This window comes from Candidatus Obscuribacterales bacterium (assembly GCA_036703605.1).
Taxonomy (GTDB): domain Bacteria; phylum Cyanobacteriota; class Cyanobacteriia; order RECH01; family RECH01; genus RECH01.
In genome coordinates, this window is sequence record DATNRH010000469.1 from 1 (window position 1) to 5,492 (window position 5,492).

6 protein-coding genes are annotated in these 5,492 nt (G+C 55.9%); 3 read left to right on the plus strand and 3 right to left on the minus strand.

Going from position 1 to position 5,492, the window contains the following annotated elements; all coding sequences use genetic code 11:
• On the plus strand, positions 1-984 hold a 984-nt coding region (gene aroA, locus V6D20_09975), incomplete at its 5' end, for a 3-phosphoshikimate 1-carboxyvinyltransferase (GenBank protein ID HEY9816107.1).
• A 146-nt stretch (positions 985-1,130) separates the two neighbouring features.
• Here the strand turns inward: aroA and V6D20_09980 are convergent.
• Positions 1,131-1,607 (minus strand): hypothetical protein, encoded by a 477-nt coding sequence (locus V6D20_09980; protein ID HEY9816108.1) that lies wholly within the window; start codon positions 1,605-1,607, stop codon positions 1,131-1,133.
• Between the two features lie 2 nt (positions 1,608-1,609).
• Positions 1,610-3,040, minus strand: coding sequence for a dihydrolipoyl dehydrogenase (gene lpdA / locus V6D20_09985; GenBank protein HEY9816109.1), 1,431 nt, complete (start codon positions 3,038-3,040; stop codon positions 1,610-1,612).
• An 805-nt stretch (positions 3,041-3,845) separates the two neighbouring features.
• On the opposite strand from lpdA, the gene V6D20_09990 reads away from it, so the two are divergent.
• Positions 3,846-4,067: a hypothetical protein gene (locus tag V6D20_09990; protein ID HEY9816110.1), complete on the plus strand. Its 222-nt coding sequence runs from the start codon at positions 3,846-3,848 to the stop codon at positions 4,065-4,067.
• A 44-nt stretch (positions 4,068-4,111) separates the two neighbouring features.
• Here V6D20_09990 and V6D20_09995 read toward each other — a convergent pair whose 3' ends face one another.
• Positions 4,112-4,912, minus strand: coding sequence for an RNA methyltransferase (locus V6D20_09995; GenBank protein ID HEY9816111.1), 801 nt, complete (start codon positions 4,910-4,912; stop codon positions 4,112-4,114).
• A 252-nt stretch (positions 4,913-5,164) separates the two neighbouring features.
• Here V6D20_09995 and psaM point away from each other — a divergent pair, with 252 nt between their 5' ends.
• Positions 5,165-5,260, plus strand: coding sequence for a photosystem I reaction center subunit XII (gene psaM / locus V6D20_10000; protein ID HEY9816112.1), 96 nt, complete (start codon positions 5,165-5,167; stop codon positions 5,258-5,260).
• Positions 5,261-5,492: the final 232 nt, after the last annotated feature.

A 5,492-nucleotide genomic window follows, 5' to 3' on the forward strand; every position in this document is an offset into this window, starting at 1 on the left:
TTAGCGTCTCACCCCGATCGCCTGTTTACCGTGACCGGCGATGCCTCGCTGCGATCGCGCCCCATGGCTCGGGTGATTCAACCGTTGGAGCAGATGGGTGCACAGATCTGGTCAAGGGGCGGTGGTTTGGCTCCCTTGGCAGTCCGTGGTGCCAAGCTGACGCCTATTCATTACCATTCCCCCATCGCCTCAGCTCAAGTTAAATCCTGTATTTTACTGGCGGGCTTAATGGCAGAGGGCATGACCACGGTGACGGAACCGGCGTTATCTCGGGATCATAGTGAACGCATGTTGCAGGCTTTTGGAGCAACAGTGCAGGTGGATGCGGAGACCTGCAGCGCCAGTGTGGTGGGCCCGGCAACCCTAACGGGTCAGCAGGTGGTGGTGCCTGGGGATATTAGCTCGGCAGCCTTTTGGCTTGTAGCCGGGGCGATCGTGCCGGGATCGGACATTCTCATTGAAAATGTGGGGATAAATCCTACACGCACCGGTATTCTGGATGCGCTACAGCAGATGAATGCCGACATTACCTTAGAACATCCTCGCACAGCGACCGGTGAACCGGTGGCAGATATCCGAGTGCGCCACAGCCGCCTAACGGCCTGCACCTTAGAAGGGGATTTGATTCCTCGACTGATCGATGAAATTCCTGTGTTGGCGGTAGCTGCGGCTTTTGCTGAAGGTACAACCATCATCCGCGACGCTGCTGAATTGCGCGTCAAGGAAAGCGATCGCCTGGCGGTGATGGCAACTCAACTAGGGAAGATGGGCGCAGCCATTACGGAATTGCCGGATGGCTTAGAAATCACCGGCGGCCATGCCCTAACAGGTGCGGAGGTGGATAGCTTTACCGACCATCGTATTGCCATGAGCTTAGCGATCGCTGCCCTCATGGCCCAAGGCACTACCACCATCCACCGCGCCGAGGCCGCTGCCATTTCCTATCCAGACTTCACGCCCACCCTGCAGCGGATTTGTGGCTAGGATTGCTACGCCAAATCCGGTGAGACACGCTATTTATTTAAGGCTGGGGCAGTACCCACATGTCTCTAGCCCCCTTGCTAAGGGGGCGGCGAAGCGGGGGATCGCAGGCAGGATGTCCCAGCCATGCCATGCAACCGGATTTGATATTAGGATAAAAACCCCTCATGGAGGATCAGGCGGTTGCCCACAGGATCGTAGGCATACACCTCACGCCCGTGGGAGGTGAGGATGATGTCATCGGGTAAACAGGCCCCGCCTGCCGCCTGCACCTGAGCGATCGCTGCCTCCAAATTTGGTACCTCTAGGCATAGGCTGAGGGGCCCACTGGAGGCTGCGGAGAATTCCGAAACGTGGTTGGGCTGGGGGCGAAAAATTCCCAGCCGCATGGGCCCTAGCTGAAATTCTCCATAGCGGTCGGGAGTCAAGGGGTTCGGGGCTTGGTCGAGGAACCGCTGGTAGAACGCGATCACCGTCGCAAACGGTTCGGCAGCGATCGCCATAAAGGCTGTGCGATAGGCGATCGCCTTGGGGGATGACTGTCCCATGCTGCTCTTGTCCTCTGGGCGGGGCTGTCGGGGGCGGGCAAAACCCATCCCCCGACTGGGCTGGCGTTTGGATGGCATGACTAATGGGCTGCGATCGTACGTTTGTAGGCTTCGTCGAGCACTTCAGACAGGGTTGGATGGGTATGGACTAGGAAGGCTAGGTCATGAACCGACTGCCGCTTGGCGATCGCATTGGCGGCTTCCTGAATCAGGTCTGCGGCATGGAGCCCAATGATGTGAGCCCCCAGCAGTTCTCCCGTATCCTTGCGATAAATCACCTTGGCAATGCCTTCCGTCTCGCCTTCTGCGATCGCCTTGGAGTTGCCCTTGAAATAGGAGCGCACCGTGGCGACTTCGAAGCCTTCTTGAGCGGCCAGTTCCTTGGCAGTAGGTTCTGTTAGCCCCACAAAGCTCACTTCAGGATGGGTGAAGGCGGCGGCGGGAATGCTGCGATAGTCTACAGCGCGGGGGCGATCGCAAATGGTTTCCACCGTGGCAATGCCTTGGGCGGAAGCGGCATGGGCCAGCATCATCTTGCCTGTAGCATCGCCAATGGCCCAGAGATGGGGCACCGGCTGACCATCCAGTAACACCGCCATGTGATCGTTGACCGTAATGAAGCCTCGGCGATCGGTTTCCACCCCAACGGTTTCTAGTCCTAGGTTCTTCGTGGCGGGGATCCGTCCTGTTGCCACTAGGCAAGCATCGACCTCTAGAACCTCCACCACCTCTTTGGTTTTCGCATCCGCTAGTTCGATCACCACAGGCGAACCGGGGATCACTCGCTTAGCCAGCATTCCTACTTTGGTTTCGATATCGCGGGAATCAATCAACACGCGCTTGGCCTGCTTGGCGATATCAGGATCAAAACCGGGCATGAGCTGGTCTAGCGCTTCCACGATGGTAATTTCACAGCCCAACGCGGTGTAGACATCAGCAAACTCTAGACCGATATAGCCACTGCCGATAATTGCCACCCAGTCGGGCAGCCAGTCCAGCTTAATGCCGTCATCACTGGTAAAAACGGTTTTGCCATCGAGTTCGATACCTGGTGGCACAAAGGGTACAGAACCAGTGGAAAGAATCACATCCTTGGCCGTGATCACCCGCTCGCCCGCGTCGGTTTGCACCGAGACTTTTTGGCTACCGGCCAGCTTGCCCCAGCCGTGGATAATATCGACACCTAGACGTTTGAGGCTATTGGTGAGATCGCCGCGCAGTTTATCGACTAAGTTGGCCGCATGGCTGGCGATCGCTTGCCGATCAAACGTCACATCACCCACATGCACCCCTAAGGCTTGGAGGTGATGGGCATTGCGCAATTCCCGCACGCGTCCCGATGCTGCCAGCAGTGCCTTCGAGGGAATGCAGCCCCGGTTTACACAGGTGCCTCCCATATCGGCAGCCTCAATGATCGCCGTTTTGAGCCCGCAGCTCACGGCATGAAGCGCTGCGCCATGGCCGCCGACGCCCGCACCCACAATCACCAGGTCGTAATCAAATTGACTCACTTCACTTCCTCTGTCCGTCTTACTCTGTCGTGATGTATGCAACTGGGGAGTTGTCCCGTTCTACCAACATCTCTCCGGCGATCGCCCAGCCAATGCCTGCTTATTGTAGCGAACGACTGGGCTGGGGACGACCTGCATAAATCTTGCCTGTTTAATTTTCAACTGGAGTGGGGCCATTAGACAACAGGGCTGAACCTCCCAGATCACAACTCTGGGGTAGGGCATGGGTCTAAAAGACGTGCCATGGGATGAACGGGGTACACTAATAGCTGAGTGACGGATCAGCGTAACGCCAACGCTCCATCCCCTCGCTCCACGGTGTGGAGTACCCAATTTTTTAGCCCGCAGGGGTGGCGATCGCCATCTTAACGGAGACGAGCGTCCTTCCATCATCTGAATTGTGTGATCATCCATCCATCGGTTAACGTATCGTGCTACTGGGTCAGGCTCCTAGAACAATGTCGCGTCTTAAACTCCCATGAGCTTGGACGAGGTTGAGCGATCGCCTGCCACGCTAAAGGGCTCCGGGACAAGACCCAAAAGCCAAGAAGAAATCTAGGAGTTTATCACAAGCCGTTCATGTCCAATCACGGTTCATGACAAGTGACTACTTTCATCACAGGTCACGAATCGATGCCGTGGTATTGAGCAAGCCACGATCGTGAATAGATCATTCGTTTGAAAAAACTACTCGACGGATGCTGAAGCCTGACCTTGCGCAAGTTGAAGCACCTGAAATGTCTTCTAGACACTGATTTCAGTGCACCGGTTCGCAATTATTGTATGAGTTGGAATTTTGAGCATCATGGATCACCGTCAGCAAGAGTTACGCCGTGCTGCCGCCCAAGACTTTTTAGACTCCCTCCATCAGTTAGAAGATACATTCACGCCAGACGATGATGAGACGAATCATCCCACGCCACCTGTCCAGCCGCTACCTCCGCCGATGGATGAACGGTTAAAAGCTATTGAAGCAGCAGCGGCGGATATTGAACGCTTTCTCCAAGAGCTGGGCCCCGCTGATTAAGGGTGGACTGTATAGGTATGCCCACCATCTTGCCTAGGTCTCGCTTAGGATGGGTTGCCCATTTGGGCCTGCTGCCGCTGGGCTTCATAGAGAATGACTGCCGCCGCGATCGCCACGTTGAGTGACTCCACACCAGGAGCTAGGGGAATGGTGACGCTCACGTCTGCTAAGGCGCTCAGGGCCGGGGAGAGTCCAGCCCCTTCATTGCCCAAGAGCAACAGGGTGGGACGCGTGAAGTCTACTGTCCAATAGACCTGCTGAGCCGTTGGGACGGTGGCGACGACTTGATGATTGGGATGCGATCGCCAATCTTCCACCTGGGCCGGCAGGTCGGCAACCACGCCCATGGGCAGGCGAAACCACTGCCCCGCCGAGGCCCGCAGTACCTTAGGGTTGTCAAGATCTACACTATCGCTACTGAGCCATAGGCCATCCACCCCCACCGCCGCCGCTGTGCGAATCAGAGTGCCCAGATTGCCCGGATCCTGGAGCGTTTCTAGGGCTAGTCCCAGACGAGCGGGCTGGGGAATCGTTTGGGTGAGCTGGGTGCGATCTAGGGTAGCTATCACACCGTCGGGGGTCATGGTGGTGGCGATCGCCTTCAGAACCTCTGGACTGACCACCTCACAGCGGACCGACTGAGCGATCGCCCGTTCCCATAGCTCGGGATAGTGCAGCGCCCAATCGGGGGTATGGCAGAGGGCGGTGAAGGACATACCCGCTGCGCAGGCCTCCTCGATTAAATGCGTGCCTTCCAGCAACATGTGCTGCTGCTCGTGCCGCCCCTTCGCCCGCTGGAGCTGCTTGAGTTGTTTGACAAATGGATTTTTAACACTGGTCAGCATGGAACCCCTCATCCGGTTCGGCGAGCCATGACGTCAGACCCCGGATGTTGGCGCGCCGCTAGCATATATCCGATCATGTTGAGTGTACTCTAGGGTTGGCAAGACTCCCCCTAGGGCGCTGTCATAATCTGTGACCCAAATCGAGAATGTGGTACTCAATTTTGCAGAACGACTTTGGTATAGTAGGGCAGAAGTACGATGATGACCGAAGCGTTTGTTTCGGAATTGTTTATCAATAGGGAGTTTTCATCGATGGGACTATCAGATACTCAAATCTTTGTAGCTTTAGCGATTGCGCTTATCCCAGGGATCTTGGCGTTCCGCCTATCCACCGAACTGTATAAGTAAGCGTCCATGGGCTGACCATGCCTCTAGGGGTGTGATCAGCCCTAATTTTTGGAAAAGTAACAAATATTTTAAGTTTTTACGAGTGACGTCCTCATCCCGGCTCAAAAGCACAGGGCATCAAGGGCATGAGGGGTGGCCCACCAATTGACCTTCTGCTGAGAGCATGGTGATCTAGTCACAGTATTCAGTCTCTCTATCCTTACTGTTACCTATCGTGGTGGCAGTTTTAGGA

Bases quoted from the DNA above. Each gene is read 5' to 3' on its own strand.
- V6D20_09980 (HEY9816108.1), bottom strand. From the start codon at position 1,607: ATGCCATCCAAACGCCAGCCCAGTCGGGGGATGGGTTTTGCCCGCCCC.
- V6D20_09990 (HEY9816110.1), top strand. From the start codon at position 3,846: ATGGATCACCGTCAGCAAGAGTTACGCCGTGCTGCCGCCCAAGACTTT.
- V6D20_09995 (HEY9816111.1), bottom strand. From the start codon at position 4,912: ATGCTGACCAGTGTTAAAAATCCATTTGTCAAACAACTCAAGCAGCTC.
- psaM (HEY9816112.1), top strand. From the start codon at position 5,165: ATGGGACTATCAGATACTCAAATCTTTGTAGCTTTAGCGATTGCGCTT.